The organism is Janthinobacterium sp. BJB301 (assembly GCF_002735685.1).
Lineage (GTDB): Bacteria > Pseudomonadota > Gammaproteobacteria > Burkholderiales > Burkholderiaceae_D > Janthinobacterium > Janthinobacterium lividum.
In genome coordinates this window covers 247,109-274,062 of record NZ_PDZJ01000004.1, presented here as the reverse complement: position 1 = coordinate 274,062, position 26,954 = coordinate 247,109, and the positions used below count along the sequence as shown (strand labels likewise).

The 26,954-nt window shown below is 63.1% G+C and carries 26 protein-coding genes; 14 read left to right on the top strand and 12 right to left on the bottom strand.

The window, feature by feature from the left end; translation table 11 throughout:
• Positions 1–42: 42 nt before the first annotated feature.
• Complete coding sequence (gene ybaL / locus CSQ91_RS23250) at positions 43–1,752, top strand: YbaL family putative K(+) efflux transporter (RefSeq protein WP_099389757.1); 1,710 nt, start codon at positions 43–45, stop codon at positions 1,750–1,752.
• A gap of 78 nt (positions 1,753–1,830) precedes the next feature.
• On the opposite strand, the gene CSQ91_RS23245 is transcribed toward ybaL, so the two are convergent.
• On the bottom strand, positions 1,831–3,876 hold the full coding sequence (locus CSQ91_RS23245; RefSeq protein WP_099389756.1) for an NADPH-dependent 2,4-dienoyl-CoA reductase: 2,046 nt from the start codon (positions 3,874–3,876) through the stop codon (positions 1,831–1,833).
• A 161-nt stretch (positions 3,877–4,037) separates the two neighbouring features.
• On the opposite strand from CSQ91_RS23245, the gene CSQ91_RS23240 reads away from it, so the two are divergent.
• Positions 4,038–4,619, top strand: a complete 582-nt coding sequence (locus tag CSQ91_RS23240; RefSeq protein WP_244517515.1) for an SRPBCC family protein — start codon at positions 4,038–4,040, stop codon at positions 4,617–4,619.
• 127 nt (positions 4,620–4,746) lie between these two features.
• Here CSQ91_RS23240 and CSQ91_RS23235 read toward each other — a convergent pair whose 3' ends face one another.
• From CSQ91_RS23235 to CSQ91_RS23220, 4 genes are all read right to left on the bottom strand, one after another.
• Positions 4,747–5,202: a hypothetical protein gene (locus CSQ91_RS23235; RefSeq protein ID WP_034752899.1), complete on the bottom strand. Its 456-nt coding sequence runs from the start codon at positions 5,200–5,202 to the stop codon at positions 4,747–4,749.
• A gap of 42 nt (positions 5,203–5,244) precedes the next feature.
• Positions 5,245–5,685: a DUF2721 domain-containing protein gene (locus CSQ91_RS23230; RefSeq protein WP_034783716.1), complete on the bottom strand. Its 441-nt coding sequence runs from the start codon at positions 5,683–5,685 to the stop codon at positions 5,245–5,247.
• Between the two features lie 112 nt (positions 5,686–5,797).
• The gene (gene pip / locus CSQ91_RS23225; RefSeq protein WP_034783717.1) at positions 5,798–6,754 is read right to left on the bottom strand and encodes a prolyl aminopeptidase; all 957 of its coding nucleotides are present in this window, start codon (positions 6,752–6,754) and stop codon (positions 5,798–5,800) included.
• 78 nt (positions 6,755–6,832) lie between these two features.
• Complete coding sequence (locus CSQ91_RS23220) at positions 6,833–7,315, bottom strand: Lrp/AsnC family transcriptional regulator (RefSeq protein ID WP_034752896.1); 483 nt, start codon at positions 7,313–7,315, stop codon at positions 6,833–6,835.
• Between the two features lie 153 nt (positions 7,316–7,468).
• Between CSQ91_RS23220 and CSQ91_RS23215 the strand changes: the two genes are divergently transcribed.
• Positions 7,469–8,089, top strand: coding sequence for a LysE family translocator (locus CSQ91_RS23215; protein ID WP_244965352.1), 621 nt, complete (start codon positions 7,469–7,471; stop codon positions 8,087–8,089).
• On the opposite strand, the gene CSQ91_RS23210 is transcribed toward CSQ91_RS23215, so the two are convergent.
• The 5 genes from CSQ91_RS23210 to CSQ91_RS23190 all read right to left on the bottom strand — a co-directional run bounded on the left by CSQ91_RS23210 (position 8,026) and on the right by CSQ91_RS23190 (position 13,389).
• A complete protein-coding gene (locus CSQ91_RS23210) occupies positions 8,026–9,474 on the bottom strand; it encodes a hypothetical protein (protein ID WP_099389755.1) in 1,449 nt (482 codons plus the stop codon). The two genes, CSQ91_RS23215 and CSQ91_RS23210, sit on opposite strands and share 64 nt — an antisense overlap.
• Positions 9,475–9,591: 117 nt before the next feature.
• Positions 9,592–10,332, bottom strand: a complete 741-nt coding sequence (gene phbB, locus CSQ91_RS23205; protein WP_034783722.1) for an acetoacetyl-CoA reductase — start codon at positions 10,330–10,332, stop codon at positions 9,592–9,594.
• Between the two features lie 142 nt (positions 10,333–10,474).
• A complete protein-coding gene (locus CSQ91_RS23200; RefSeq protein ID WP_099389754.1) occupies positions 10,475–11,653 on the bottom strand; it encodes an acetyl-CoA C-acetyltransferase in 1,179 nt (392 codons plus the stop codon).
• A gap of 213 nt (positions 11,654–11,866) precedes the next feature.
• Positions 11,867–12,352 (bottom strand): TIGR01841 family phasin, encoded by a 486-nt coding sequence (gene phaP, locus CSQ91_RS23195; protein WP_034783725.1) that lies wholly within the window; start codon positions 12,350–12,352, stop codon positions 11,867–11,869.
• 128 nt (positions 12,353–12,480) lie between these two features.
• Positions 12,481–13,389, bottom strand: a complete 909-nt coding sequence (locus tag CSQ91_RS23190; protein ID WP_034783726.1) for a LysR family transcriptional regulator — start codon at positions 13,387–13,389, stop codon at positions 12,481–12,483.
• 118 nt (positions 13,390–13,507) lie between these two features.
• Here CSQ91_RS23190 and metE point away from each other — a divergent pair, with 118 nt between their 5' ends.
• The 4 genes from metE to minE all read left to right on the top strand — a co-directional run bounded on the left by metE (position 13,508) and on the right by minE (position 17,912).
• Positions 13,508–15,832: a 5-methyltetrahydropteroyltriglutamate--homocysteine S-methyltransferase gene (metE, locus tag CSQ91_RS23185; protein ID WP_099389753.1), complete on the top strand. Its 2,325-nt coding sequence runs from the start codon at positions 13,508–13,510 to the stop codon at positions 15,830–15,832.
• A gap of 224 nt (positions 15,833–16,056) precedes the next feature.
• Entirely contained in the window at positions 16,057–16,806 is a 750-nt protein-coding gene (gene minC, locus CSQ91_RS23180) for a septum site-determining protein MinC (RefSeq protein ID WP_034783729.1), read from the top strand.
• A 37-nt stretch (positions 16,807–16,843) separates the two neighbouring features.
• Positions 16,844–17,659: a septum site-determining protein MinD gene (gene minD / locus CSQ91_RS23175; RefSeq protein ID WP_034783730.1), complete on the top strand. Its 816-nt coding sequence runs from the start codon at positions 16,844–16,846 to the stop codon at positions 17,657–17,659.
• Between the two features lies 1 nt (position 17,660).
• The gene (minE, locus tag CSQ91_RS23170; protein ID WP_034752886.1) at positions 17,661–17,912 is read left to right on the top strand and encodes a cell division topological specificity factor MinE; all 252 of its coding nucleotides are present in this window, start codon (positions 17,661–17,663) and stop codon (positions 17,910–17,912) included.
• A 3-nt stretch (positions 17,913–17,915) separates the two neighbouring features.
• Here the strand turns inward: minE and CSQ91_RS23165 are convergent, their stop codons facing one another.
• Positions 17,916–18,419, bottom strand: coding sequence for a hypothetical protein (locus CSQ91_RS23165; protein ID WP_034783732.1), 504 nt, complete (start codon positions 18,417–18,419; stop codon positions 17,916–17,918).
• A gap of 169 nt (positions 18,420–18,588) precedes the next feature.
• Here CSQ91_RS23165 and CSQ91_RS23160 point away from each other — a divergent pair, with 169 nt between their 5' ends.
• The 7 genes from CSQ91_RS23160 to CSQ91_RS23130 all read left to right on the top strand — a co-directional run bounded on the left by CSQ91_RS23160 (position 18,589) and on the right by CSQ91_RS23130 (position 26,187).
• The gene (locus CSQ91_RS23160) at positions 18,589–19,278 is read left to right on the top strand and encodes a response regulator transcription factor (RefSeq protein ID WP_034783734.1); all 690 of its coding nucleotides are present in this window, start codon (positions 18,589–18,591) and stop codon (positions 19,276–19,278) included.
• A gap of 81 nt (positions 19,279–19,359) precedes the next feature.
• Positions 19,360–20,634, top strand: a complete 1,275-nt coding sequence (gene hemA, locus CSQ91_RS23155) for a glutamyl-tRNA reductase (RefSeq protein ID WP_034783735.1) — start codon at positions 19,360–19,362, stop codon at positions 20,632–20,634.
• Between the two features lie 88 nt (positions 20,635–20,722).
• Entirely contained in the window at positions 20,723–21,799 is a 1,077-nt protein-coding gene (gene prfA, locus CSQ91_RS23150) for a peptide chain release factor 1 (RefSeq protein WP_034783736.1), read from the top strand.
• 185 nt (positions 21,800–21,984) lie between these two features.
• Positions 21,985–22,455, top strand: coding sequence for a disulfide bond formation protein B (locus CSQ91_RS23145; protein ID WP_034783901.1), 471 nt, complete (start codon positions 21,985–21,987; stop codon positions 22,453–22,455).
• An 11-nt stretch (positions 22,456–22,466) separates the two neighbouring features.
• The gene (prmC, locus tag CSQ91_RS23140) at positions 22,467–23,297 is read left to right on the top strand and encodes a peptide chain release factor N(5)-glutamine methyltransferase (RefSeq protein WP_099389752.1); all 831 of its coding nucleotides are present in this window, start codon (positions 22,467–22,469) and stop codon (positions 23,295–23,297) included.
• A gap of 216 nt (positions 23,298–23,513) precedes the next feature.
• A complete protein-coding gene (gene gshA / locus CSQ91_RS23135) occupies positions 23,514–25,115 on the top strand; it encodes a glutamate--cysteine ligase (protein ID WP_099389751.1) in 1,602 nt (533 codons plus the stop codon).
• A gap of 28 nt (positions 25,116–25,143) precedes the next feature.
• The gene (locus CSQ91_RS23130; RefSeq protein ID WP_099389750.1) at positions 25,144–26,187 is read left to right on the top strand and encodes a histone deacetylase family protein; all 1,044 of its coding nucleotides are present in this window, start codon (positions 25,144–25,146) and stop codon (positions 26,185–26,187) included.
• 28 nt (positions 26,188–26,215) lie between these two features.
• On the opposite strand, the gene CSQ91_RS23125 is transcribed toward CSQ91_RS23130, so the two are convergent.
• A complete protein-coding gene (locus CSQ91_RS23125; protein WP_099389749.1) occupies positions 26,216–26,797 on the bottom strand; it encodes a PEP-CTERM sorting domain-containing protein in 582 nt (193 codons plus the stop codon).
• Positions 26,798–26,954 lie beyond the last annotated feature (157 nt).

Genomic DNA, 26,954 nt, shown 5'->3' with positions numbered 1-26,954 from the left:
CATCTTTTTCCATCCGCACGTCCCATAAGGAACCCCACACGCATGCCCCATGACATCAGCCTGATCACCACCATCGCCGCCGCCCTCGGGTTCGGCCTCATCTTCGGCTTCATCGCCGCGCGCCTGAAACTGCCGGCCCTGGTCGGCTACCTGGCCGCCGGCATCATCATCGGACCGGCCACGCCCGGTTTTGTGGCGGATGCGGAAATAGCCGGGCAATTGGCGGAAATCGGGGTGATGCTGATGATGTTCGGTGTCGGCCTGCACTTTTCCATCGAAGATTTGTGGGACGTGCGCAAGATCGCGCTGCCTGGCGCCATCCTGCAGATCGGCGTCGCCACAGCGATGGGCATGGGCCTGGCCCACTGGTGGGGCTGGACCCTCGGTGGCGGACTGATCTTCGGCTTGGCCCTGTCCGTGGCCAGTACCGTGGTGCTGCTGCGCGCGCTGGAAGAACGGGGCATCCTCGACTCGCTGAATGGGCGCATCGCCGTCGGCTGGCTGGTGGTGGAAGACCTCGTCACCGTGCTGGTGCTGGTGCTGCTGCCGGCGTTTGCCGGCGTGTTGGGCGGCAAGGTCGCACCGGATGCCGAGGCTGTCAGCCTGTGGCAAACCCTGGCCATTACCCTGGGGCAAGTGGCCGGCTTCATCGTCTTCATGCTGGTGGTGGGCCGCAAGCTGTTCCCGTGGATTTTGTGGCAGGTGGCGCGCACCGGTTCGCGCGAGCTGTTCACCCTGTGCGTGATCGCCGCGGCCGTCGGCATCGCCTACGCTTCGACCAAGCTGTTCGGCGTGTCCTTCGCGCTGGGCGCCTTCTTCGCCGGCATGGTGCTGCGCGAATCCGAACTCAGCCACCGCGCCGCGGAAGAGTCGCTGCCCCTGCGCGACGCGTTTGCCGTGCTGTTCTTCGTTTCCGTCGGCATGCTGTTCGAGCCGAACATCCTCATCGAGAAGCCCCTGCAAGTGCTGGCCGTGTGCGCCATCATTATCTTCGGCAAGTCGATCGCCGCCTTCCTGCTCGTGATGGCGCTGCGCTATCCGCCGAAAACGGCCATCATCGTCTCGGCCAGCCTGGCGCAGATCGGCGAGTTCTCGTTCATCCTGGCCGCCCTGGGCCTGTCGCTGGGCCTGATGCCGCAGGAAGGCCAAAGCCTGATCCTGGCTGGCGCCATCCTGTCCATCGCCTTGAATCCGCTCGTGTTCAGCATGGCCAAGCCGCTGCTGCGCGTGATGAGCAACAGCGATTTCGCGCGCAAGTTCGAACGCACCACCGACCCGCTGGCCGAGCTGCCGATGACGGTGCCGCAGGAAAAACTGTCGGGCCAGATCGTCCTGGTCGGCTATGGCCGCGTGGGCCGGCGCATCGCCGCCGCCCTGATGGAACGGGGCATCCACTTCGTCGTGGCCGAGGAAAACCGCGAAATCGTCGACCAGCTGCGCAAGCAGGGCATCCCGGCCGTGGCCGGCAATGCGGGCGAACCGGCCGTGCTGATCCAGGCGCACATCACGCACGCCACCATGCTCGTCATCGCCACGCCCGATACCTTCCACGTGCGCGCCATGATCGAGACGGCGCGCGCGCTGAACCCGAACATCATGACGGTGGTGCGCACGCACAGCGAGGAAGAGGCGGAATTGCTGCGCGCGGAAAACGCGGGCAAGGTGTTTATTGGCGAACACGAGCTGGCGAATGGCATGGCCGAACACGTGCTGCAGAGTTTTGATGCGGCGAAGAAGGGGCATGGCCATTAAGGTTCTTTGATACCGAACCTCTAGCCCATGCAAATGCCGGGGTCGGACCCTCAGGGTCCGACCCCAGTTTTTTCCGGGTTATAAACTGGCGGCCAGCTCCGCGCCTTCCCGTATCGCCCGCTTGGCGTCGAGTTCGGCCGCCAGCGCGGCGCCGCCGATCTTATGGAAACGGGGGCCGCCCGCCGCCAGCGGCTTGCCATCCTTGTCCATTTCCGGCATGAGTTCCGTCAAGCTGTCCTGGCCCGCGCAGATAACCACGTTGTCCACCGCCAGCAGGCGCTGCTCTCCGCCCACCGTGATGTGCAAGCCTTGCTCGTCGATCTTGTCGTAGCTCACGCCGGCCAGCATGGCCACGCCGTTTCTCGCCAGTGCCGCGCGGTGCACCCAGCCCGACGTCTTGCCCAGTCCCGCCCCCACTTTCGAGGTCTTGCGCTGCAACAGGAAGATTTGCCGCACTGGATGCGGCGCCACTGGCGGCACCAGGCCGCCGCCAGTGGCCGCATCCAGGTCCACGCCCCACTCGCCCGCCCAGGTGGCCACAGGCTGGGGCAGCGGATGCGCCGGGTCGTGCAGCAGGTATTCACCCACGTCGAAGCCGATGCCGCCCGCGCCGATGATGGCCACGCGCGCGCCCACGGGCTTCTTGCTCTGTAGCACATCCAGATACGACAGCACCTTCGGATGGTCGATGCCGGGAATGGCCGGCAGGCGCACCTTGATGCCGGTGGCGACGATAACGTCGTCGTAGCCGCCCGCCAGCAATTGCTCGCGCGTCACGCGCTGGCCCAGGTGCAGCTTGACTTCCAGCAGCGCCAGCCGGCGCGCAAAATAACGGATGGTTTCCGTGAATTCTTCCTTGCCAGGTATCTGCATGGCCACCTTGAACTGGCCGCCGACACTGTCGCTGCCGTCGAACAGGCTCACCTCGTGCCCGCATTCGGCCGCCACGCAGGCGGCGGACAGGCCGGCCGGGCCGGCGCCGACGACGGCCACCCGGCGCGGCACGGCCTTTTTCGCGTAGACGAGTTCCGTTTCATGGCAGGCGCGCGGGTTGACTAGGCAACTGGCGCGCTTGTTGGCAAACGTATGGTCGAGACACGCCTGGTTGCAGCCGATGCAGGTGTTGATTTCGTCGGCGCGGCCCGCGGCGGCCTTGGCGACAAAAAACGGGTCGGCCAGGAAGGGGCGCGCCATCGACACCAGGTCGCAGTCACCGCGTTCCAGGATGGCGTTCGCTTCGTGCGGCATGTTGATGCGGTTCGACGCCACCACGGGGATATTGACTTCGCGGCGCAGCCGGCCCGCCACGGAAGCGAAGGCCGCGCGCGGCACGGAGGTGACGATGGTGGGGACTCTGGCCTCATGCCAGCCGAAGCCCGTATTCAAAATGGTCACGCCGGCGTGTTCCAGGGCCTTGGCCACCGTCACCACGTCGTCCCAGGTATTGCCGCCCTCGACCAGGTCGAGCAGCGAGTGGCGGTACATGATGATGAAGTTGGGGCCGACGGCGGCGCGGATGCGGCGCACGATGTCCACGGGCAGGCGCATGCGGTTCTCGATCGTGCCGCCCCAGCGGTCCTGGCGCAGATTCGTGCGCGCGCACAGGAACTGGTTCAACAGGTAGCCCTCGCTGCCCATCACCTCGATGCCGTCATAGCCGGCCTTTTGCGCCAGGCGCGCGCAGCGCACGTAGTCGCAGATGGTGCGCTCGATGCCCCGTTCGCTCAGGGGACGGGGCCGGAATGGCGAGATCGGCGATTTCTTCGCCGACGCCGAGACGACGAACGGCTGGTAGCCATAGCGGCCCGCATGCAGGATCTGCATGACGATCTTGCCGCCCTCCTCGTGCACGGCGCGCGTCACCTTGCGGTGGTTCGGCACGTCGCCGAGGAAATTGAGGGTGCCGCCGAACGGCAGCAGCCATCCCTGGCGGTTCGGCGAGATGCCGCCCGTGACGATCAGCCCCACGCCACCGCGCGCCCGTTCGCGGTAAAACGCGGCCAGCTTGCCATAATGGTAAAAGCGGTCTTCCAGGCCCGTGTGCATGGACCCCATGATGACGCGGTTGCGCAAAGAGGTAAAACCCAGGTCGAGCGGGGCCAGCAGGTGGGGATAGGCAGTCATGGTGATCGGTCCGGTAGAGGTGGTATGCAGGCCGTACGGTAGCAAGCATTGCCGCTCGCCGCAGCGTATTTCTCTAGACCGGGAGTTCTAAATCGCCCCGCGCACGGGCCGGCGATGCGTACAGCTTGTGCCGGGGGCAAGTTTCCCGTAGGCTAGGTGACATGACGCGACTCTTCCTTTGCCTGCTGATGCTGTGCGCCGTCCCCGCGACCGCGCTGGCACAGGCGACACGCCTGGACAGGCTGAAGGTCGACGTCAAGCGCATCGAGGTCGACGGGCAGCGCATGTATGAAGTCGATGCCAGCGGCAGCGTGCAGGCGCCGCCGGCCTCCGTCTGGAAGACCCTGACCACCTACGAGCGCATGCATGAATTCGTGCCCGACCTCAGCTCCTGCCGCGTGCTGTCGCGCAACGGCAATGAAGTCATCATCGAGCAGCAGGGCATGGCGCGCTTCCTGTTCATGAACCACCCCATCCACCTGGTGGTGCGGGCCACGGAAACGCCGTTCACGGCCATCGATATCGCCCTGATCTCGGGCGACATGCGGCACTACGAATCGCGCTGGAATCTGTATCCCATCCCCGAGACGGGCGGCACGCGCATCGTCTTTTCCAGCCGGCTGATGCCGGGCTTCTACGTGCCCGGCATGCTGGGCACGACCATGATACGCGGCGATATCGAGCGCATGATGGCGGCGGTACTGGCCCGCATCGACAGCCAGTACGCCGATAAATCCGGATAACGACACCGGAAAAAACCTACTGCGCGTCGCGATTTGCAGCCTCCGCTGCTCACTGTGCTAAAGCACAGCTCCGCTGCTCAGCTACAACTCCCATCCGCTCGCTACGGTTTCATCCGGTGTTAAAAAATCAGGCCAAATAGGTATCGCGGTCGCGGATTTCCGCGAAGTTTTCCAGGCTGCCCAGTTTTACCGTGACAGGGTTCAGGCTCGCTTGCGGCTGCATCGAGCGCCAGGCGAACAGCCATTCCTGCTCGGGCGCCTCGGCGCGCGTCTTGGTGAAGGCGGCGCCCAGGGCGGCGCGCTGGCCGTATTCGACCAGGCCATCGATGCCTGCCCAGCTGGGCAGGGTGCGCTGCACGGCGCGGTGCAGGCGTTCGCCGAATTCTTCCGTATTGTGGATGATCAAACAGGCGTCGGCCGGGGCGAACAGATCGAACAATTGTTTGTCCCACACTTGCGAAAAGCTCAGGGTCAGACAATTGCCCGCTGGCGCCAGGCGGAACTGGCCCAGGCTCAGCGCCAGCTCGAGTTCGCTGCGCTGGCCGTAGCGGTGCAGGGTGGGGGGACGTTTGTAATCGTGCATGCTGGACTCGTTCTTCAATAGTAGGGTAAACCGGCGCGCCGCTTAACGTGGCGGGCGGATATGGCGCCGGATGCGCTGGGCCGTCGCGGCCAGATAAATTTCGCGCAGTAAGTAAATAAAACAGCCGATCAGGCAAATCACGGCCAGCACAAAGAAGGCCGCGATGTATTTGTCCAGGGTCAGGTTCAGAATATCGCCCAAAAACAGCATGGCGATGATGACGCAGACGAAGAAACCACACGCCGTGCTCAGCGAAATCGAATAGTTGATCAGATGGGTACGCCGATACAGGGTATCTAGCTCATCCATATAGAAATCGTTGTAGCCGATGTCGAGCCGGTCTTCCAGCACGCGCGTGCGGTCGATGATGCGGCCCAGGCGGTTGGTCAGCACCACCAGCATGGTACCGATACCGGTCAACAGGAAAACCGGCGCAATCGCCAGCTGGATGATATGGCCGATGTCGCCGATCTGTATGTTCATGGATAAAAAGTCGTGGGTTCACACCGGCGCCCGACCGTGGCGCCAGCACAGGCCATAGTGTAGCAGGTGGCGCACGCCGGCTGGCCGCTTTGCCAACCGGCGTGGTTGAACGTCATGCGAAGCCGCGCCCCGGCACGAAGCGCTCGGTGGCGCGCACCAGCGCCGAAGCGATGCCGTGCTCGAGCGCGCCATGGCCCGCGTCCGGGATCATTTCCAGCTGTGCGCCGGGCCAGGCTTGCTGCAAACGGTAGGCCGACAGCGGCGGGCAGATGGCGTCGTAGCGCCCTTGCACGATGACGGCCGGCAAATGCGCGATGCGCCCGATGTTGCGGATCAGCTGGTCTTCCTCGAAGAAACCGAGGTTGGCCATGTAATGCGATTCGAGCCGGCCCACGCCCAGGTCCAGCGCATCGTTCGGCGCATCTTCCGGTTGCGGCATCAGGTACACGCGGCGCCCTTCGAAGCGGCTCCAGGCGCGCGCGGCCGGCCAGTACACGGCGGGATCGCTGCTGAGGATGCGTTTCACGTAGGCGGCCAGCAAGTCGCCCCTTTCCTCTGCCGGAATGGGCGCGGCGAATTCCTCGTACAGTTCCGGATAGAACCAGCGCACGCCGTCGATGAACCAGTCGATTTCCGCCTGCGTGCACAGGAAAATGCCACGCAGCACGAAACCGAGGCAAGCTTCCGGATGCGCCTGGCCATACGCCAGCGCCAGGGTCGAGCCCCAGGAGCCGCCAAACACCAGCCATTGGCCGATGCCGAACTGGGCACGCAGGCGTTCGATATCGGCGATCAGCAGCTGCGTCGTGTTGTTGCGCCATTCGCCCAGCGGCGTGGACTTGCCCGCGCCGCGCTGGTCGAACAGGATCACGCGGTAGCGCTGCGGATCGAAGAAGCGGCGGTGCTGCGGCGACAGGCCCGCGCCGGGCCCGCCATGCAGGAACAGCACGGGAATACCGTCGGGGTTGCCGCACTCTTCCCAATAAATGGTGTGGATGTCATCGACCGCCAGCATGCCGTGCCGGTTCGGCGACAGGACGGGAAACAGGGGAGTCAGGGAATCGGGCATGGCGGTCCTCGGAGTGGCGGTCAGGGCGCCAGGCACGAGTCCTGGCAACTGTTCCAATTATAGTGCGCCCCCGGCGCCTCAGGCCAGCAGCAAGGGCAGGCGGTTCGACGACTTGATTTCGCGCATCGACAGGCTGGACTGGATTTCCGCCACGCCAGGCAGGCGGCGCAGCACGGTCGAGACGAATTCGCCATACGCTTCCAGGTCGCGCGCCACCACTTGCAGGAAATAATCGGCTTCGCCCGCCACATTGTGGCACGACAAGATTTCGGGAATCGTCGCGATGGCTTGCTCGAACTGCGACGGCTGCTCGCCGCCATGGTTGGCAAACACGACCCGGACGAACGCGACCAGGCCGATGCCCAGCTTCTTGCGATTGAGCAAAGCCTGGTAGCCGGTAATAAAACCTTCCTCTTCCAGGCGGCGCAGACGGCGCCAGACGGGGGTTTCGCTGAGCTTCAAGCGCTCGGCCAGGCGCGCATTCGACAGCCGTCCTTCATCCTGCAACAGCCTGAGTATCTGCAAATCGGTGGCGTCGAGGCTAACTTCTGAAATTTTCATCTATTTTTTGTTTTTATAGGAGTGGAATCTACCCGAATACTAGGGCATGCAGGGCAGGAAAAGCAAGCACATTTCATCACAGCAAGAACATAATGGGATCCGGCGAGCAGGCTGCACCGTGCGCATGCTCCCGCTTTTCTTTTCGACTGGCCCATGTCCGATTCTACCTTCCTGATGTACCTGCTGGCACTGGCTGGCGCCTTTTTATTACCGGGCCCCGACATGGCGCTGGTGCTGGCGACGGGCGCCGCGCGCGGCGTGGCCACGGCGCTGGTGACGGCCCTCGGCATCGCCGGCGCGCGCGCCGTCCACGTGGCGCTGTCGGGAGCGGGCCTGGCGGCATTGATGGTGACGCATCCGCAAGCCTTGCAATGGGTCAAATGGGCGGGCGCCGCCTACCTGCTGTACCTGGCGCTGCGCCTGCTGCAGTCGGCCCTGTCGAGCCAAACGGCGCAGGAAGCGGCCGCGCCCGCCACGGCGCATGGCGCCCGCGCCAGCCTGGTGCGCGGCTTCCTGACGAATCTGCTCAATCCGAAGGCACTGCTGTTTTGCAGCATGTTCCTGCCGCAGTTCGTCGCCGGCAGCGAGCAGGTCGGCATGCAATACCTGCGCCTGGGCGCCGTCCTGGTGCTGGTCGGCCTGCTGTTCGACGCCCTGTACGCCATCCTGGCCGCGCGCCTGGCGCGCCGCCTGCGCGGCAAACCTTCGCCTTACGGCAAGTTCGTGCTGCCCACCGTCTTCGTCTTGCTGGCCGGGCGGCTGGTGCTGGGCTGACTTTTCAGCGGAACCGGCAGCGGAAGCGGCGCCCCGCCGGCAAAAAAGGCGGGGTAGTCGTTCAGCAGGCTGCGCTCCAGCTCGTTGACCTTGCGAAATTGCCGCAGCGCGGGCGCCATGGCCCGTCCCGCATCCCAGCTGCGCCAGGCATTCGGCGCATCGAATTGCGCCAGCAAGGCATCGCCCAGGTCCTGGTACACGGCCGCCATCTGCGGCTTGGCCTGCAGCACTTGCAGATACAGCGCGGTCGCTTCCGGCCATTGCCCCAGCTTGGCGCGCAAATTTCCCTCGAACAAGGCCAGCACGGGCTGCTCCAGCCCCGTTTGCGTCCTTGATTCCTGCACCGTCGTCAATGCTGCCTTGATGCCTTCCTGGTCCTTGGCCAGCAGTGCACGCGTCAAGTCGTGGATGGGCTGGCACTCCTGCATGGCCAGCTGTTGCTGGGGCGTCAGTTTGTCCACCAGCGCGCCCGTGGAAAAATGGTCTTCCAGCAAGGTCAAGAAAGCCTCGAAGGGTTTTTCTGCCGCAAACAGGCGCTCGGCCTCGGCGCGCAGCGCCGGATGCGCCTGCGGTCCCGGCGGCGGCAACAGCGCCGCCTGCGCCAGCACGCGCTCGAGCGGGGGCGCATCGGCCGCCAGCGGGCGTGGCCGGTAGGCGGCGAGGGTATACGTGGCGGGCGCACCCGCCGTCATGGCGCTGACGCGGAAGTGGCGCGTCACGCTGCCACCCACCTCCTGGTAGTGCATGGTAAATTCGGCGGGAATGCGCTTGCCGTCGGCCAGCATCTTCAGCACCAGCGGATGGCCGCCCCAGGTGTAGCGCAGGTACTGGGCAAACGCCGTGGCATCGTCGCCGCTGACGGGGCTGCCGGCTATCCCTAGGCGCAGCAGGGGCTGCTCGTCGAGCGACCACAGCACGGCGCCGTCGAGCACTTGCGGCGCCAGCGCGTTGCGCCGCTTGTTGTCCAGCACCGACAAAGCCTGTTCCTCATACACGGGCAACGTTGCGTGCTGCTCAAGGCCGCCCGCCTTCAATATGCCGACGATCCCTTGCCGGTGGCGCAGTTCGAAGACGCGAAATCCCGCCACGTCGAACAGCGAATACGTGTCGTAGGTGGATGCCGCCATATCGATCAGGTGGCGGCGGCGCGCGGCAAAATCGAGCACGGACAAGCGCGTGCCATCACGCACGCTCAGGTAATGGGGCCCCAGCACGACATCGCTTTCCTGCGTATCGCGCGCAGGCAGGCTGGTTTTCACGCCGGGCTTGTTGACGCGCTCGGTAGTCACCGTGACATGGAACGCGACGCTGGCCTGGGCCGCGCCGGCGCCCAGGAAAAGAATGGCGGCCACGCTGGCGCGGCGCAAGACAGGAAAGAGGGGCATGGAAATGGTGCAGTGGAGAAATGATGATTCTAAGGCAAATCCGGCGATCACCTTGTTTTGCTGGCAAGCATAAAAAAAGACAGCCGCAGCTGTCTTTTTGTTTGACCTCAATACCGATTACGACATGTGCTGGCCGCCGTTGATCGAGATGTTGGCGCCCGTGACGAACGCGGCTTCATCGGAAGCCAGGTAAGCGACCAGGCCGGCCACTTCTTCCGGCTTGCCCAGGCGCGCCATTGGAATTTGCGGGATGATTTTGCTGTCGAGCACTTCCTGAGGAATCGCCATGACCATCTTGGTGCCGATGTAGCCTGGCGAGATGGTGTTGACGGTGACGTTCTTGCGTGCCACTTCCAGCGCCAGCGACTTGGTGAAACCATGCATGCCAGCTTTCGCGGCCGAATAGTTGGTTTGGCCGAAGGCGCCCTTCTGGCCATTCACGGACGAGATATTGATGATGCGGCCCCAGCCGCGTTCCACCATGCCGTCGCAGACGGGCTTGGTCATGTTGAAGACGGAATCGAGGTTGGTGCCCATCACGGCATCCCAGTTCGGCTTGTCCATCTTCTTGAACGTCATGTCGCGCGTGATGCCGGCGTTATTCACCAGCACGTCGACAGGACCGATTTCCGCTTCCACGGCCGCCACGCAGGCAGCCGCCGAATCGTAGTCGGCCACGTCGCACGGATATGCCTTGAAGTCGTAACCCATGTCTTTGGTCGACGCCAGCCATTCCGCGACCTTCGGATTGCCTGGGGAATATGTGGTCACCACGCGATAGCCGAGCGCGGCCAGCTTGAAACACACCGCTTCGCCCAGACCACCCATGCCACCAGTTACCAATGCAACTCTTGCCATTTTCATCCCCTCAGTGTCGTTCTGTTGCTAAAAAGTTAATTATTTAATGAAAGCAATCCAAAACCGCCGCGTGACGGCGGCGTACCGCACCGGACCAGGCCGCCACGCATTGCGCGTAACGGCCCAAGTTCGGTGTCAGCGATTAATCACGCTCAATTGCGAGGGCGACACCCATGCCGCCGCCGATGCACAATGCGGCCAGGCCTTTCTTGGCGTCGCGGCGGATCATTTCGTGGATCAGGGTGACCAGGATGCGCGCGCCCGAGGCGCCGATCGGGTGGCCGATGGCAATCGCGCCGCCGTTCACGTTGATCTTGCTGGTATCCCAGCCCATTTCCTTGTTGACGGCAATCGCTTGCGCGGCAAACGCTTCGTTGATTTCCATCAGGTCCAGCTCTTCATGCGTCCAGCCGGCTTTTTTCAGGCACAGGCGCGATGCGGAGACGGGGCCCATGCCCATGACGGCCGGGTCCAGGCCCGACGAAGCGTAGGCCTTGATGCGCGCCAGCGGCTTCAAGCCCAGTTCTTTCGCTTGCGAGGCGGACATCATGATCACGGCGGCGGCGCCATCGTTCAGGCCGGACGCGTTGCCAGCCGTGACGGTGCCATCCTTGGCGAATGCGGGGCGCAGGCCGGCCAGCGATTCCAGGGTCGAACCGGGCTTGATGTATTCGTCGCTATCGAAGACGACCGTGCCTTTTTTATTGGCGATTTCCAGCAGCAGGATTTCATCCTTGAACTTGCCCGCTTTTTGCGCCGCTTCCGCTTTCAGCTGCGACTGCAGCGCGAATTCATCCTGCTCGGCGCGCGTCACTTCGTATTTCTTGGCGACGTTTTCCGCCGTGATGCCCATGTGGTACTGGTTGTACACGTCCCACAGGCCGTCGACGATCATGGTGTCGATCATCTTGAAGTCGCCCATGCGGAAACCGTCGCGCGAGCCGTTCATCGCGTGCGGCGAGGCGCTCATGTTTTCCTGGCCACCGGCGATGATGATGTTGGCGTCGCCGCACTTGATCGCTTGCGCCGCCAGGTGCGTGGCCTTCAGGCCGCTGCCGCATACCTTGTTGATGGTGAATGCCGGGATCGAGCTGGGCAGGCCAGCCTTGATGACGGCCTGGCGCGCGGCGTTCTGGCCGACGGCAGCCGTCAGCACCTGGCCCAGGATCGCTTCGCCGATCAGGTTCGGGTCGATGCCGGTTTGTGCCAGCAAGCCCTTGATTACATGCGCGCCCAGTTCGGACGCAGGAATCTTGGCCAGACTGCCACCGAATTTGCCGACTGCGGTACGGCCGGCGGCCACGATTACGACATCATCCATTTATTTCTCCGATAAGCAGGCCACGAGGGCCAAGGTCAAGGTGTTAATACAATCCAATGAGTATCCGGGAAGACACAGCAAGCTGCGTTTCATTCTAGCGCGGCACGCGCCGCAGTTCCAGCGCCGCACCGCAGGCGGCGGCGATGACAGCCTGCTTGCGGTGGCGGCGGGCGGCCTGGCGCGGCGGATAGCCGCTGCCGGGCCGCAACACGCTTACGCCTGGCGAGCAGGACGCGTATTTTTATTTTTATCATACCCTTCATCGGCGCCGCCGAAAGTGGTTTTTAGAAAATTATTGAAGGGAATAATCAGGGGCACAGGCGTTTGCTTTACCACCTGCACCAGCTCGCCAAATTTTTGACGCGATGCAGCAAACTCACCCTTTGTCACAGTGTCGAATTTCTCTTGGGTTTCTTGGGCAACATCCTTTGCCTGGCGGCCATATGCACCGATGCGTTCGATGGCCAGTTGCGACTGCGTGCGCGACAGTTCCAGCAGCGCTTGCGGATCCTTCACGGACAGCAGCTGATTGCCTGCCACCGTAGCGGCGGCCAGCGCCGCGCGGGCCGCATCGATCTGCAAGTCCAGCACGCTGGCGCCGCTGTCGACAGCGGCCTGGGCATACGCTTGCGCGCTGATCAATTGTGCTTCCACCAGGGCCTTGCCGGCCAGTGCCCATTGCTCGGAAAATGAAAACATAGTGTTCCTCTCCAATTTGATGGCGGTGCATGTTGCGCCGCACAGTACTCAACTGTAAGCGGTGGTTCATTGCTGAACCTTGATATTTATCAAGCTTTGCTGTTGGTTTGTTTCCAACTCAACGTTGATCAGGACAACAACTTGATACCGTCCAGCGAGGCCGCGCACTGCTCGCGTATCACGCTGACGAAATCGCGCACATACGCCTTGTCCTGCAGATGATCAGGCACGGAGACATACAGATCGCTCCACAAGCCGTGCTCGCCAACCGGGCGCGCCACCACATAATCGTAATCGACGTAATTCTTGATGGCCCAGTTCGGCAAGGCGGCAATGCCGCGCCGGCTCGCCACCAGTTGCAGCACGGCGACCGTCAATTCCGCCGTGCGGCGTTCAAACGCGATGCCGGCGGGGCGCAGCACTTCGCGGATCAGGTCGATACGCTCTTCCGGCACGGGATAGGTAATTAATGTCTCGCCCGTAAAGTCGGCCGCCACCAGCCGGCGCTGCGCCTGCAGCCGGTGCTTCTGCGCCATCACCACCAGCATTTCAAAGCGGAACAGGGGAAACACGGTGAAATCGGGGCCGTACGGCGAACCGATCACGAGGTCCGCCTCGCCCGAGCGCAGCAAGTCCGCCGGTTCGCTGTGAAAGCCGGAGACCAGGTCGATTTCCACTTCCGGCCAGCGCTGGCGGAACGCATCCATCACGGGCATGAGCCAATCGAAACAGGTATGGCATTCGAGCGCCACGCGCAACTGCCCCTTGTCGCCTTGCGACAGGCGCGCCACGTCGCGCTCGGCCAGTTCGATCTCGGGCAGCAGCTTGTCGGCCAGGGCCAAGAGACGGCTGCCCGTGGCCGTAAAGGCGATCGGCATGGACTTGCGCTCGAACAAGGGCGCCTGGTAGCGCTCTTCCAGCAAACGGATCTGGTGCGACAGGGCCGACTGGGTCAGGTTGAGCAGCTGCGCGGCGCGCACCAGGCTGCCGGACGAACGCAAGGCACTCAGGGTGCGCAGGTGGCGGATTTCTAGCATCGGCAAATGAAATGGCGTACGTGAATGATTTTCATGTTATTCGGCAAAATGTTTCGTTTTGATTATAGACCAAGTTGCCGCACACTCTAGCGCATTCACATTAAATCTCGATGACATCATGACCGTGCACACCCACATCCTTGGCTTTCCCCGCATCGGCGCCGCGCGTGAACTGAAATTGGCGCTGGAAAGCCACTGGCGCGGCGAGGTGTCCGAGGCGGCCCTGGAAGCGACGGGCCGGCAACTGCGGGCGCGACACTGGGCCCTGCAACGCGACGCCGGTCTTGACTACGTTACCGTGGGCGACTTCGCCTTTTACGACCAGGTGGCCAACCATATCCAGCTGCTGGGCTGCGAACCGGCCCGTTTCAGCTTCGCGCCAGAGCAGTCGCCGCTGTCACGCTATTTCACCATGGCGCGCGGCGCAGACACGCACGCCGCCCATGCCGGCTGCAGCCACGCCCACCATGCACACGCCGCCGGCACTGCCGCGCTGGAAATGACCAAGTGGTTCGACACCAATTACCATTACCTGGTGCCCGAACTGTCGCCGCAGACCCGGTTTTCTCTCGCTTGCGAGCGCCTGCTGGCGGAAGTGGCCGAGGCGCAGGCGCTGGGCCACCAGGTCAAGGCGGCCTTGATCGGCCCCCTCACCTTCCTCTGGCTGGGCAAGGAAAAGACGCCCGGCGAGTCAAGCTTCGACCGCCTGGCCCTGCTGGAACAATTGCTGCCCGTCTACGGTGCCCTGCTCGACCGCCTGAAACAGCAAGGCGTGGCATGGGTGCAGCTCGACGAGCCGATCCTGGGCCTGGACTTGCCTGGTGCCTGGCGCAGCGCCTTCGAAAGCGCCTACTGGCAGCTGAACCAGGTAGGTATAAATATCCTGCTGGCCACGTATTTCTCGCCGCTGGAAGAAAACCTCAGCCTGACGTGCCGCCTGCCCGTGGCCGGCCTGCACGTGGACGGCATCCGCGCGCCGCATGAATTGATCAGCGTGACGGATTGGCTGCCCGCGCATAAAGTCTTGTCGGTCGGTATCGTCGATGGCCGCAATATCTGGCGCACCGACCTCGACGCTGCCCTGGCCGTGCTGCAGCCGCTGGCGACCAAACGCAACGGCCACCTGTGGCTGGCGCCGTCGTGCTCCCTGCTGCACGTGCCGTTCAGCCTGGCGGCCGAGACGGAGCTCGATGGTGACATCCAGAGCTGGCTGGCGTTCGCCACGGAAAAACTGTCCGAAATCGCCGTCCTCAAGGGCGCGCTCGCAGGCCGTCCCGATGACGCCGCGCTGGCCGCGTCTCGCCTGGCTATCGCCAGCCGCCGCGCCAGCCCCCGCGTGCACCGCCCGCAAGTGGCGCAGCGCCTGCAAACCCTCACGCCCACCGTCGACCGTCGCGATTCCAGCTTCCCGCAGCGCCAGGCCATGCAGCGCGCGCGTTTGCAACTGCCCGACTTCCCGACGACGACCATCGGTTCCTTCCCGCAGACGACGGCCATCCGCGCCGCCCGCGCCAGCTATCAAAGGGGCGAACTGGCGAGCGCCGCGTATCAACAGCAGATGCGCGCCGAAATCGCCCAAGCCGTGAGCCGCCAGGAAGCGCTGGGCCTGGACGTGCTCGTGCATGGCGAAGCGGAACGCAACGACATGGTCGAATACTTCGGCGAGCAACTGGACGGCTTTATCTTCACGCGCCAGGGCTGGGTGCAATCGTACGGCTCGCGCTGCGTGAAGCCGCCCGTCATTTACGGCGACGTGCAGCGCCCCACCGCCATGACCGTCGAATGGACGGTGCACGCGCAAAGCCTGACGCATAAACCGGTGAAGGGCATGCTGACGGGCCCGGTCACGATCTTGCAATGGTCGTTCGCGCGCGACGACCAGCCGCGCGCCACCACGGCGCTGCAACTGGCCCTGGCCATCCGCGACGAGGTGCAAGACCTGGAATCGGCCGGCATCGGCATCATCCAGATCGACGAGCCGGCCATCCGCGAAGGCTTGCCGCTGCGCCGCGGCCGGTGGGACGCCTATCTGGACTGGGCCACGCGCGCCTTCCGCATCGCCGCGTCCGTCGTCAGCGACACGACGCAGATCCACACCCACATGTGCTATGCCGAATTCAACGACATCCTGCCGCAGATCGCCGCCATGGATGCCGACGTCATCACGATAGAGACGAGCCGCTCCGACATGGAACTGCTGAAGGGCTTTGGCCAGTTCCAGTATCCGAACGAAATCGGCCCCGGCGTGTACGACATCCACTCACCGCGCCTCCCCTCGACTCTCGACATGGTGAAATTGCTGCAAAAAGCCAGCGCCGTGATTCCGCCAGCCAATTTATGGGTGAACCCGGACTGCGGCTTGAAAACGCGGGGCTGGGCGGAAACGGAGGCGGCTTTAAAAAATATGGTCGCGGCGGCGCAGCAGATGCGGGCGGCGGCATGACATAGGCCTACCCAGGCCGCATGCAGGGCTGCTTTCAGGGCGGCGCACCGGTTTTCCGGGGCGCCGTCCGTTTTTTTTGACATGAAGTAGGTGTTGCCCTGCGGAATAGCACGTGCCAGGCCCCTGATGCTGATTTTTTTGCAGTAGAATGCAAGAAATTTACTGCTCCCATTGTTGCCGTACGGAACATCTGGCCTGCCGCAGTTTCACTTTGATAAATGTTTATGTCCAAAAGCCCGTCGCAGAAGCCTATCGAAATCAAGATTTCCACCGTCGTTGCTGTCTCCGCCATTCTGCATAGCGCCGATACGCAGGCACTCGATGCCGCCTTGCGCGACATGACGGGAGGCGTGGCCGACTTTTTCGAGGACGACCTGGCCGTGCTGGACGTGGCGGCCTTGCCGCCCGGCGGCGTGCCCATCGACTGGGCCGCCCTCGTGGCCCTGCTGAAAAAATACCGCTTGAATGCCGTGGCCGTGCGCAATGCGCCGGCCGACATGCATGACGCCATCCTGGCGCAAGGCTTGAGCCTCGACAGCGGCAAGACGCGCGACGATGCGCCGCCCAAGGATGGCCCCAAGGATACGCCCACGGCCGCCGCCCAGTCGGGCGCCGACGCACAGGTGATGGTGATCGACACGCCCGTGCGGGCCGGCCAGCGCATTTATGCGCGCGGCTGCGACCTGATCATCACCGCCGTCGTCAACAATGGCGCTGAAATCATCGCCGACGGCAGCATCCACGTGTATTCCTCGCTGTACGGCCGCGCGCTGGCCGGCGCCTCGGGCAATGCCCAGGCGCGCATCTTCGCGCTGGCCATGGAACCGGAACTGGTCTCGATCGCCGGCGTGTACCGCACGTTCGAGGATGGTTTCCCTGCGGAAATGGCGCGCGGACCCGCGCAAATTCGTTTGGCTGGCGACAGAATCGATATACACTCTGTCAATCCGGTCACTCCCGTGAACCGCTCTTAAGCTGCACAATTCAAGAGATATCTGAAAAGGATTATTTGTGGCAAGAATTATTGTTGTGACGTCCGGCAAGGGCGGTGTCGGCAAGACGACCTCTAGCGCCAGTTTTTCCACTGGCCTGGCCATGCGCGGCCACAAGACAGCCGTGCTCGACTTCGACGTGGGCCTGCGTAACCTCGACCTGATCATGGGTTGCGAACGCCGCGTCGTCTACGACCTGATCAATGTGATCAACAAAGAGGCCACGCTGAACCAGGCCCTGATCAAGGACAAGCACTGCGACAACCTGTTCATCCTGCCCGCCTCGCAAACGCGCGACAAGGATGCCTTGTCGGAAGAAGGCGTGGAACGCGTGTTGAACGACCTGATCAACATGGGTTTCGAGTTCATCATCTGCGATTCGCCGGCCGGCATCGAGCATGGCGCGCTGATGGCGCTGACGTTTGCCGACGAAGCCATCATCGTCACCAACCCGGAAGTGTCGTCGGTGCGCGATTCGGACCGCATCCTGGGCATCCTGCAAGCCAAGTCGCGCCGCGCGCAGACGGGCGGCGAGCCCGTCAAGGAACATTTGCTGATCACCCGCTACTCGCCGAAACGCGTGGAATCGGATGAAATGCTGTCCTACCAGGACGTGCAGGAAATCCTGCGCATCCCGCTGGTGGGGATCATTCCGGAATCGGAGCAAGTGCTGGCCGCCTCGAACCAGGGCAATCCGGCCATCCATTTCACGGGCACGGACGTGGCGCAAGCCTATGAAGACGTGGTCTCGCGTTTCCTCGGCGAAGATGTCGAGTTGCGCTTTACCAACTATGAAAAGCCTGGATTACTCCAGCGCATTTTTGGGGCGAAGTGATATGGCCTTGCTTTCTTTCCTGTTCCCCCCCAAGCCGAAAACGGCCACCGCGGCCAAGGAACGCCTGCAGATCATCATCGCCCGCGAACGCAGCGGACGCGATGGTCCGGACTTCCTGCCCGCCCTGCACAAGGAATTGATCGCCGTCATTTCCAAGTACACCAAGGTCAATGCCGACGACATCAAGATTTCGCTGGACCGCCAGGGCAACCTGGAGGTGCTCGACGTCAACGTCGTGCTGCCGGACGCCTAAGCGTCAATCCGGCCTGACCGTGAGCAATTCCTGCGCCACCGCGGCGCAGGCGTTCACGTGCTGGTTGCCGATCTGGCGGAATACGGCGTAGCCAATGGCTGCCGCCACCGCCTGTCCGGCAAACGGCACGAAGCGCGCCACCTGCTTGGTGGCAATCTTGACGCCACTGCGCTTGAGCAGGTGGAGGATCAGTTCGCGCGATACCAGCTTTCCCACCAACATGCCGCCCATGCCCACCGCCGCGCGGTAGGCCATCATCTTGAACTGCGGGTTGAGGCGCTCGATCTGCTCGGGCGTGAGGCCGAATTCGTGGTTGATATCATTGATCAGCATGGAAAACAGACCGACATCCGACATCAGGTCGATGCCGGGAATGGGAATGGCCGAAGCGCCCGCCGACATCATGGCACGCCGCTGCACCAGGCGCCGGCAACGCTCGCGCACTTGCTCGATTTCGGCACGACTGCCCGGTATCAGTGTCCAATCGGTAGTGCTCTTGTCTGACATGGCCGTTTCTCCGCGAGTAGGGGGTAGATGAACAAGTGTAACGTAAAGGCCTCAGCTGCCGATTTCACTGGACACAGTTGCAATCTCTGTTATATTTCACTTGAGCATTCCTTAACATTACGATAAGCAGAGCGGACCGTCTGTTTGTTGCTACACACTCCAGCCAATTATGCGAATTGCCGTACTCGATAGCGACCATAGCCAGGCAGAACTGATCTGCCAGGTGCTCACCGCCGCCGGCCACGCTTGCCACGAGTTTCAAAGTGCCAAGGACATGCTGGGGCAACTGCGCAAGGACAGTTGCGACATGCTCATCCTCGACTGGCATGTGAGCGATCTGGACGGTGCAGAAGTCTTGCGCCGAGCCCGGGAAAAACTGGCGCCCAAGGCACCCGTGTTGTTTATGACCAACAGTTCCGGCGAAGACGACGTGGTGGCGGGCATGACGGCAGGCGCCGACGACTACATGATCAAGCCCCTGCGGCGCAGCGAGCTGACCTTGCGCACCCAGGCCCTGCTGCGTGTGGCCTACCCGGCCCAGAATGGCGCGGAATACTTGCAATTCGGTCATTACACATTTGAAACCCGCCCCGGCCGCCTGCTGCGCGATGGCGAAGTACTGGACGTGACGCACAAGGAATTCGCCCTGGCGCTGCTGTTTTTCCGCAACCTGGGCCGTCCCCTGTCGCGCGCCTACATCCACGAAGCCGTGTGGCAGCGCGACACGGCCTTGCCTTCGCGCACCATGGATACCCACGTCTCGCGCGTGCGCAACAAGCTGCAGCTGAAACCGGAACACGGCTACAGGCTGGTGCCCGTCTACAGCTACGGTTATCGCCTGGAAAAACTGGGCGGCTGAACGGCGGCAAACGGCTGACCTGCTCAAAGCGCGGGCACAAAGCGCTATAATGTCGGCATAAGTCATCCCAACAGCCCTGAAATGCAACTGCTCGCCGTCGGCCTCAACCATACCACCGCCCCAGTGTCGCTCCGCGAACAGCTGGCGTTTGCGCCTGAGCAATTGGGTTCGGCGGTGATGGCGGCGCGCACCTGGTTCCAGCGCATCGACTTGCGCGACAACGACGAAGCGGCCATCCTGTCGACCTGCAACCGCACCGAGCTGTATGCGGCCAGCCACGTGCCCAATCCGCTCGACGCGGGTGCGCATTTCCTGGCCGATTATCACAAGCTCAACTACAGCGAGCTGCGCCCCCACTTATATATGCTGCCGCAGCACGATGCCGTGCGCCACACCTTCCGCGTCGCCTCCGGGCTCGATTCGATGGTGCTGGGCGAAACGCAGATCCTGGGCCAGATCAAGGACGCCATCCGCACGGCCGACGAAGCGGGCGGCCTGGGCACGTATCTGCACCAGTTGTTCCAGCGCAGCTTTTCCGTCGCCAAGGAAGTGCGCAGCAGCACGGAAATCGGCGCGCACAGCGTGTCCATGGCGGCCGCCGCCGTACGCCTGTCGCAGCGCATCTTCGACAAGATCGCCGAGCAGAACGTGCTGTTCATCGGCGCCGGCGAAATGATCGAATTGTGCGCCACGCACTTCGCGGCGCAAAACCCGAAAAGCATCACCATTGCCAACCGCACCATGGAACGGGGCGAGGAGCTGGCGCACCGCTTCAACGGCAAGGCCATCCGCCTGGCCGACCTGCCGGAGCAGCTGCACCAGTTCGACATCGTCATCTCGTGCACGGCGTCGTCCTTGCCGCTGCTGGGCCTGGGCCTGGTCGAGCGCGCCATCAAGGCACGCCGCCACAAGCCCATGTTCATGGTCGACCTGGCCGTGCCGCGCGACATCGAAGCGGAAGTGGGCCGTTTGAACGACGTCTTCCTGTACACGGTCGACGACCTGGGCAAGGTCGTGCAGACGGGCCTGGAAAGCCGGCAAGCGGCCGTGGCGCAAGCCGAAGCCATCATCGAGACGCGCGTGCAATCGTTCATGAGCTGGGTCGATGACCGCGCCATGGTGCCCGTCATCCAGCATTTGCATGAAAACAGCGAAGCGCTGCGCCTGATGGAAGTGGAACGGGCGCGCAAGATGCTGGCCAAGGGCGCCGACATCGACGCCGTCCTGGAAGCGCTGTCGAAAGGCTTGACGGCCAAGTTCCTGCACGGCCCGCAGCAGGCGCTGCACCACGCGCAAGGCGACGAGCGCAAGCAGCTGGTCACCCTGCTGCCAAAACTGTTCCGCCCCCGCCGTTAGCGCAGCCCCGCTGGCCGCCCGCGCGCGACCACCCCCTGCCCGCCTGCCGGGCCTGCACCATCCCTACACTCTTTTACCGCGAATCGCTATGAAACCATCCATGCTGGCCAAACTCGATCAACTGGCGAACCGCCTGGTCGAACTCGACGAACTGCTGATGCACCCGGACGCCACGTCGAACATGGACAGCTACCGCAAGATGACGCGCGAGCACGCCGAACTGGGTCCGCTGGTCGCCCTGTACCATTCCTACCAGGAAGCGGGCAACGATATTACGACAGCGCAAGAGATGTTGTCCGATCCGGACATGAAGGAATTCGCCCAGGAAGAAATCGAGGCGGCCAAGACCACCATGGCGCGGTTGGAGCGCGAATTGCAAACCATGCTGCTGCCGAAGGACGTCAATGACGAACGCAATATCTTCCTGGAAATTCGCGCCGGCACGGGCGGCGATGAATCGGCCCTGTTCGCCGGCGACTTGCTGCGCATGTACACGCGCTTTGCCGAACGCAACCGCTGGCAGGTGGAACTGGTGTCGGCATCCGACTCCGATCTGGGCGGCTACCGCGAAGTGATCGTGCGCGTAGTGGGTAACGGCGCGTATTCAAAGCTGAAATTCGAGTCGGGCGGCCACCGCGTGCAGCGCGTGCCGGCCACGGAAACGCAAGGCCGCATCCACACGTCCGCCTGCACGGTGGCCGTGATGCCGGAAGCCGATGAAGTGGAAGACGTCAACATCAACCCGGCCGACCTGCGCATCGACACCTACCGCGCCTCGGGCGCCGGTGGACAGCACATCAACAAAACGGACTCCGCCGTGCGCATCACCCACTTGCCGACCGGCATCGTGGTGGAATGCCAGGATGACCGCAGCCAGCACAAGAACAAGGCGCAGGCGATGAAAGTGCTGGCCGCGCGCATCAAGGACGTGCAGCTGCGCGAACAGCAGTCGAAGGAAGCGGCCACCCGCAAGAGCCTGATCGGCTCGGGCGACCGCAGCGAGCGCATCCGCACCTATAATTTCCCGCAAGGCCGCCTGACGGACCACCGCATCAATTTGACCTTGTATAAGTTGGACTTCATCATGGATGGGGATTTGACGGACTTGACGAATGCGCTGGCGGCAGAGCACCAGGCGGAACTGCTGGCTGCCTTGGGCGATTAAAAAGCGTCCATGGCGGCGTTGCATCGCCTGGCCGTACATTCGTACTGCCTGCAGCGCTGCGCCTTGCCCTGAACACTTTTTAAAGCGCCCAGCCAAATCAAGGGTTTAAGTAGCGGCTAAGCAATAAAAATCCAGCCTTGTGCGAAAATGACCAGCTCGATTCCATCCACCTCACCGTGTCGCCCATGAAAAATTCACGCACCGTCCTCCTGTCGATCGCCGCCCTGTGTTTCCTGATGCTGGGCGTGGCCATGTATTTGCAGCATGCCATGAACATGGCGCCGTGCCCGCTGTGCGTGATCCAGCGCTACCTGTTCCTCGCCATCGGCATCGCCTGCCTGGCCGGCGCGGCCGCCAACCGTCCAAAGATCGGCGCCGGCATCGGCTTGCTGGCGGCCCTGGGCGGCCTGGGCGTGGGCGCCAAGCATCTGTACGTGCTGGCCAACCCCGGCTTCTCGTGCGGCATCGATCCGGTGGAAACGGCGCTGAACAAGATTTTCACGGCGCAAGTCATGCCCTTCATGTTTGAATCCTATGGTGCCTGCGAAAACGCCGGCGAGCCGTTTTTCGGCCTGTCGATTCCGCAATGGGCGTTCATCTGGTTCGCCATTTTTAGCGTCGGCCTGCTGTGGACCTTGCTGCGCCGTCAGAAATAATTGAAAGCACCATGTCAGAAACACTGATCCCCGCCGGCAGCACTGTCGGCGCCCTGCAAATCCGTCCACTGCTCGATCCGCTCGACAACCGCATCCTGCTGGGCCATGCGCTGGGCCTGTCGCGCGTGAGCCTGATCACGCAATCGGAGCGTGTGCTCACTCCCGATGAAGCCCAACGCCTGTCCAGCTTGCTGGCACGCCGCCTGCAGGGCGAGCCGATCGCCTACATCGTGGGCCAGCGCGAATTCTTCGGCCTGCCGTTCGAAGTGAACGACGCCGTGCTGATCCCCCGCCCCGACACGGAAGTGCTGGTGGAACTGGCGCTCGAGCGCCTGCCGCCCGGCGGACGGGTGCTCGACATGGGCACGGGCAGCGGCGCCATTGCCGTCGCGCTGGCGCACACGCGGCCCGACGCCGTCGTCACGGCCCTGGATGTCAGCAGCACGGCGCTGGCCGTGGCGCGCCGCAACGCCAGCGCCAATGGCGTCAACATCACCTTCATGGCCAGCGACTGGTTCGAAGCGCTTGGCACGGAAAAGTTCGACCTGATCGTCTCGAATCCCCCCTACATCGCCAGCGGCGACCGCCACCTGGCCGAAGGCGATCTGCGCTTCGAGCCTGCCGGCGCGCTGACCGACCATGCGGATGGCCTGTCGGCCCTGCGCACCATCGTCTCCGGCGCCGCGCGCCACCTGGCGTCAGGCGCCTGGCTGCTGATGGAACACGGCTATGACCAGGCAGCATCCGTGCGCGGCTTGCTGGCCGACGCCGGCTACAGCAAAGTGCAAAGCTGGCGCGACCTGGCCGGCATCGAACGAGTCAGCGGCGCCCGCCTGGGCTGACCGCCGCCACCTGCGCAAAGCTTGACCCGGCAGCGCGCCAGATCCCCCCGCAGTTTGTTAAAATATCAAGCGAATTCCTGACCGAAGCGCCGTCCCCGCTCCCCGGGGCGGACGCTGGCGACGCGGCGTTTTTTGGGCCGGCGCCGACGCATTTGCCAAAATTCGGTTAATCTCAGCACAAATTATTTATATGCTGCACAAGAAAGGAAGCTCAAATTGCCCAACCTGTTGACTCGCCGCCTGGCATTGCTGACCGAAGATGCCAACCGCGCGCTGCTGGGCGGCTTGCGCGGCATCGAGCGTGAAACCCTGCGCGTCGACCACGCCGGCCATCTGGCTTCCACGCCCCACCCCGTCGCTCTGGGTTCGGCGCTGACGCACCCTGAAATCACCACCGACTACGCCGAAGCGCTGCTCGAATTCATCACCCCGGCCGAAGCCGACATCGGCGTCACGCTCGACAAGCTCGATACCGTGCACCGCCACGCCTACAGCCGCCTGGGCGACGAGTTGCTGTGGAGCCAGTCGATGCCGTGCCAGCTGCCGCCCGAAGCGGAGATAGCGATCGCCAACTACGGCAGCTCGAACATGGGCATGCTCAAGCACGTCTACCGGCGCGGCCTGGCCTTGCGTTACGGCAAAGCCATGCAATGCATCGCCGGCATCCATTACAACTATTCGCTCGACGAACAGCTGTGGCAAGTTCTGGCCAGCAATCCGAACACCAGCGCCAGCCCGACACACGCGGCGGCCACGCCGAAAGACGTGCAATCGGAAAGCTATCTGGCGACGATCCGCAATTTCCGCCGCTACAGCTGGCTGCTGATGTACCTGTTCGGCGCTTCGCCGGCCCTGTCCGCCGGTTTCCTGCGCGGCCGCGCGCACAAGCTCGACACCTTGTCCGACGACACCTTGTTCCTGCCGTATGCCACCAGCCTGCGCATGAGCGACCTCGGCTACCAGAACGATGCCCAGTCCGGCCTGCGTCCGCACGAAAACAGCCTGGACGACTACGTCAACGCGCTCACGCATGCCGTCAACGACCCGTATCCGCCGTACGAAGCGCTGGGAACAAAAAAAGAGGGCGAGTGGATCCAGTTGTCCACCAACGTGCTGCAGATCGAAAATGAATACTATTCGACCATCCGCCCGAAACGCGTGATCCGCACGGGCGAGCGCCCGATCCAGGCCCTGTGCCTGCGCGGCGTGCAATACATCGAAGTGCGCTGCATGGATGTCGACCCGTTCGAACCGGTCGGCATCAGCCTGGAAACGGGCCGCTTCCTCGACGCGTTTCTGCTGTTCTGCGCGCTCGACGACAGCGCTCCCATTTCGGCCGAGCAAAGCGCCTGCTACACGAACAATTTCGCCCGCACCGTCAAGGAAGGCCGCAAGCCAGGCTTGACCCTGCGCCGCGATGGCGAGGACATCACCCTGCAGGCGTGGGGCGAGGAATTGCTGGCGCGCATCGCCCCCGTGGCGGCCGTGCTGGACGCGCGCCTTGGCGGCACGCAGCATGCGGACAGTCTGGCGGCGCAAGCCATCAAGCTGGCCGACCCGGATGCGACGCCATCGGCGAAGGTCCTGGCCGAACTGCGCGCCAACGGCGGCTCGTTTGCCGCCTTCGGCCTGCGCCAGAGCGAGCGCCACGCCGCCTATTTCCGCACGCATCCGGCAACACCGGAGCAAAGCGCGTATTTCGACGAGATGGCCGCCAGCTCGCTGGCCGAGCAGCGCGCCATGGAAGCGGCGCCAGCCGGCAGCTTCGACGATTTCGTCGCCGCCTACCGCGCAAGCACCCTGTGTTCGCACACCTGATCCTGCCTGACTTCCTGCCTGGCGCCCCATGCTGACCTTCTACAATGAATTGCACAGCCAGCATCGGGGCCGCTTCGAAATGTTTCGCGGCACCATGGTGCCCTGCTTCGAGACGCCCGAGCGGGCCGACATGGTGGTGGCCGAACTGGGACGGCGCAACCTGGGCCGCATCGTCACGCCGCACGGCGTGCCGCTGACCTCGCTGGAGCGCATCCACACGCCCCGTTACCTGCATTTCCTGCGCCACGCCTGGCACGACTGGCTGGCGCTCGACCCCGACAATGCGGGCAGGGATGCCTTGCCGTCCGTGTGGCCCGTGCGCACCCTGCGCAGCGACATCGAACCGGATGACTTCACGGCCAAGCTGGGCCTGTACTCGATGGACAATGGCACGCCGCTGACGGCCGGCACGTGGACGGCGGCCAAGACGGGCGCCGACTGCGCCGTCAACGCGGCCCACGCGCTGCGCCTGGGAGAACGGGCCACGTTTGCCCTCACCCGCCCGCCGGGCCATCACGCGGGCAGCGATTTCTTTGGCGGCTACTGTTTTCTCAACAACGCGGCCCTGGCCGCGCAGCATTTGCTCGACGACGGCGCCCGCAAGGTCGCCATCCTCGATATCGATTACCACCACGGCAACGGCACGCAAAGCATCTTTTACCAGCGCGACGACGTGCTGTTCGCCTCCATCCACGCCGACCCGCGCAGCGAATATCCGTTTTACCTGGGGCACGCCGATGAAACGGGCAGCGGCGCCGGGCTCGGCTACAACGTCAACCTGCCGCTGCCGTCCGGCAGCAGCACGGCCAGCTGGTTCGCCGCGCTGGAAACGGCCTGCCTGCGCATCAATATGTACGCGCCCGACGCGCTGGTGGTGTCGCTCGGTGTCGATACTTTCGCCGGCGACCCGCTGTCGCACTTCTCCCTGCAAAGCGGCGACTACCTGCGTGTGGGCGAGCGCCTCGCGCATCTGAACCTGCCCACCGCCTTCATCCTCGAAGGGGGCTACGCGGTGAAGGAAATCGGCATCAATGTCGTCAATGTGCTCGAAGGTTTCGAGACAGCCGAATAGCGACTGCACGCAAACCGCTCAGCACTGCTTAGACAGCAGTTTTACGCCGGCGTGCCCGCGCAAGATACATGAGTGCCAGGCCTGCGGGCAGCATCAACGCGACCGTTGGCTCAGGAACGGGGGCCGGAGAAATCGTGAAGGTCGTCTGGTCGGACCAGTCATAACGATTTTCCCATCGTGTGCCCCGCATAAAATCTGATCCACCGCTGAGGAGGTGGCTGCCGATAACGTTCTGGCTATACCAGGACATGGAACCTTCGTCATGGCCGTCGGTCCAGGTTTCATAGCGAAGTTTACCCGTCAATGTATAACTGAAATCTTTTACTTCACAGCGGAGGTAGGAGGAAGTATTGCATCCAAAGCCGCCTGGAATGTCAGGTAAAAACTGGTAGTACCCGGAGCTGAAATAGCTCAACTCCTCAAACGCAATCACGCCGTCCAGATTACTGTCTTCCCCGACAAAACTACCCACGAGCTTCATGCCAGAATGGAATACGCCGGTAGTCGCATCGACAAAGCCCTGATAGGTAAAATTCCACGTCGTCGGCTGCGCATGGGCAGTCGATATTCCGGCGACAAGTAACGCGGCGCACAACAGATTCTTTTTCATGGTTTCCTCATTTTTGTAGAGCGCTATAAGGGCGCTTCGGCTAGATGTGCCAATCACATCCGGCGGTATGCCGCCAGATGAATATTATCATAATTGCATGCAATTAAAATAATATTAAAATCGCGTGGAAAAAGTATGAAAAAGCGTACGCGACGGT

Excerpts from the sequence above, each read along its gene's own strand:
- CSQ91_RS23245 (WP_099389756.1), bottom strand. The coding sequence starts at position 3,876 with ATGACTGCCTATCCCCACCTGCTGGCCCCGCTCGACCTGGGTTTTACC.
- CSQ91_RS23160 (WP_034783734.1), top strand. The coding sequence starts at position 18,589 with ATGCGAATTGCCGTACTCGATAGCGACCATAGCCAGGCAGAACTGATC.
- minC (WP_034783729.1), top strand. The coding sequence starts at position 16,057 with ATGTCCAAAAGCCCGTCGCAGAAGCCTATCGAAATCAAGATTTCCACC.
- CSQ91_RS23210 (WP_099389755.1), bottom strand. The coding sequence starts at position 9,474 with ATGCCCCTCTTTCCTGTCTTGCGCCGCGCCAGCGTGGCCGCCATTCTT.
- CSQ91_RS23215 (WP_244965352.1), top strand. The coding sequence starts at position 7,469 with ATGTCCGATTCTACCTTCCTGATGTACCTGCTGGCACTGGCTGGCGCC.
- phaP (WP_034783725.1), bottom strand. The coding sequence starts at position 12,352 with ATGTTTTCATTTTCCGAGCAATGGGCACTGGCCGGCAAGGCCCTGGTG.
- CSQ91_RS23125 (WP_099389749.1), bottom strand. The coding sequence starts at position 26,797 with ATGAAAAAGAATCTGTTGTGCGCCGCGTTACTTGTCGCCGGAATATCG.
- CSQ91_RS23240 (WP_244517515.1), top strand. The coding sequence starts at position 4,038 with ATGACGCGACTCTTCCTTTGCCTGCTGATGCTGTGCGCCGTCCCCGCG.
- CSQ91_RS23130 (WP_099389750.1), top strand. The coding sequence starts at position 25,144 with ATGCTGACCTTCTACAATGAATTGCACAGCCAGCATCGGGGCCGCTTC.
- CSQ91_RS23230 (WP_034783716.1), bottom strand. The coding sequence starts at position 5,685 with ATGAACATACAGATCGGCGACATCGGCCATATCATCCAGCTGGCGATT.
- prfA (WP_034783736.1), top strand. The coding sequence starts at position 20,723 with ATGAAACCATCCATGCTGGCCAAACTCGATCAACTGGCGAACCGCCTG.
- CSQ91_RS23220 (WP_034752896.1), bottom strand. The coding sequence starts at position 7,315 with ATGAAAATTTCAGAAGTTAGCCTCGACGCCACCGATTTGCAGATACTC.
- phbB (WP_034783722.1), bottom strand. The coding sequence starts at position 10,332 with ATGGCAAGAGTTGCATTGGTAACTGGTGGCATGGGTGGTCTGGGCGAA.
- CSQ91_RS23235 (WP_034752899.1), bottom strand. The coding sequence starts at position 5,202 with ATGCACGATTACAAACGTCCCCCCACCCTGCACCGCTACGGCCAGCGC.
- CSQ91_RS23190 (WP_034783726.1), bottom strand. The coding sequence starts at position 13,389 with ATGCTAGAAATCCGCCACCTGCGCACCCTGAGTGCCTTGCGTTCGTCC.
- CSQ91_RS23165 (WP_034783732.1), bottom strand. The coding sequence starts at position 18,419 with ATGTCAGACAAGAGCACTACCGATTGGACACTGATACCGGGCAGTCGT.
- pip (WP_034783717.1), bottom strand. The coding sequence starts at position 6,754 with ATGCCCGATTCCCTGACTCCCCTGTTTCCCGTCCTGTCGCCGAACCGG.
- CSQ91_RS23145 (WP_034783901.1), top strand. The coding sequence starts at position 21,985 with ATGAAAAATTCACGCACCGTCCTCCTGTCGATCGCCGCCCTGTGTTTC.
- prmC (WP_099389752.1), top strand. The coding sequence starts at position 22,467 with ATGTCAGAAACACTGATCCCCGCCGGCAGCACTGTCGGCGCCCTGCAA.
- hemA (WP_034783735.1), top strand. The coding sequence starts at position 19,360 with ATGCAACTGCTCGCCGTCGGCCTCAACCATACCACCGCCCCAGTGTCG.
- minE (WP_034752886.1), top strand. The coding sequence starts at position 17,661 with ATGGCCTTGCTTTCTTTCCTGTTCCCCCCCAAGCCGAAAACGGCCACC.
- CSQ91_RS23200 (WP_099389754.1), bottom strand. The coding sequence starts at position 11,653 with ATGGATGATGTCGTAATCGTGGCCGCCGGCCGTACCGCAGTCGGCAAA.
- ybaL (WP_099389757.1), top strand. The coding sequence starts at position 43 with ATGCCCCATGACATCAGCCTGATCACCACCATCGCCGCCGCCCTCGGG.
- metE (WP_099389753.1), top strand. The coding sequence starts at position 13,508 with ATGACCGTGCACACCCACATCCTTGGCTTTCCCCGCATCGGCGCCGCG.